The sequence below is a fragment of the Cellulosimicrobium cellulans genome (assembly GCF_001722485.1).
Lineage (GTDB): Bacteria > Actinomycetota > Actinomycetes > Actinomycetales > Cellulomonadaceae > Cellulosimicrobium > Cellulosimicrobium cellulans_A.
Genome location: NZ_LWGL01000352.1, coordinates 1 through 1,013 on the forward strand (window position 1 = coordinate 1; position 1,013 = coordinate 1,013).

Below are 1,013 nucleotides of genomic sequence, written 5' to 3' on the forward strand. Positions count from 1 at the left end.
CGCAGCTCGGCGAGCGCGGCGTCGAGGTGGTGCGCGGGCGGCGACCCCGCCGCGTTGACGACGCGCCACCACGGGACGGGCGCGCCCTCGTCGTCGACGCCGGACGAGCCGGCCAGCACCGCGCCGACCTGCCGCGGACCGCCGCGGTGCAGCGACTCGGCCACGACCTCCGCGACGAGGCCGTACGTCATGGCCCGCGCGGCGGGGATGCGACGCACGAGCGCGAGCACGGCGGCCGCGTACTCCGCGGCGGGCGAGGTCGGTCCCTCGACGTCGGACGCTTCCACGCCGAGCACTCTACGGATGCCGCCCGCGCAATACCCTGGCGCGGCCGCCCGCGGTGCGGTGAGGATCGGCGCATGAGCCACGACGCCGCGACGACGCCGCACCCGACCGCACGCCCGGACGCCCGCCCCGGCTCCGGCCCCGACGCCGCCGCTCCCCCGGTCGCCGCCCTCCCCGACGGGTACGCCTTCACCGACCTCGGTCCGGACGACCTGCGCGACGTGCTCGAGCTCGACACGTGGGCCTTCCCGTCGCCCGTGGACGTCGACGACCTCCTCGACCTGCCCTCGCCGCTGGCGTGGGAGCGCGTGGTCGGGGTCGTCCGCGAGGCCGAGGACGCCGCCGCCGATCCGCTCGACGGCGCGCTCCCGGTGCGGCGCGACCTCGTCGCGATGCACGCTTCCTACCCGTTCGCGCGCTTCCCCGTGCCCGGCGCGACGGCACCCGTCGCCGGGCTGACGTGGGTGGGCGTGCACCCCGCGCACCGGCGCCGTGGCCTGCTCACGGCGATGATCGACCGCCACCTCGCGCGCTGCCGCGAGCGCGGTGAGGCCGTCTCCGCGCTGTTCGCCGCGGAGGCGCCGATCTACGGGCGCTTCGGGTACGGCACGGCGGCCGACGACCTGCGCGTCGCCGTGCCGCGCGGGGCCGCGCTGCGCGACGTCCCGGGCGCCGACCGGCACACGGTCCGCGTCGAACGGGCCTCGCGCGAGCGCCACGGCGAGCTC

The 1,013-nt window shown here is 78.6% G+C and carries 2 protein-coding genes; one reads left to right on the plus strand and one right to left on the minus strand.

Annotation, left to right across the window (positions count from 1 at the left end):
- The coding region (locus JZ5iCDA_RS17680; RefSeq protein WP_171905440.1) for an MGMT family protein at positions 1-287 on the minus strand (287 nt) is incomplete at its 3' end.
- A 72-nt stretch (positions 288-359) separates the two neighbouring features.
- On the opposite strand from JZ5iCDA_RS17680, the gene JZ5iCDA_RS17685 reads away from it, so the two are divergent.
- Positions 360-1,013: GNAT family N-acetyltransferase (locus tag JZ5iCDA_RS17685; protein ID WP_139123238.1), on the plus strand; the 654-nt coding region annotated here is incomplete at its 3' end.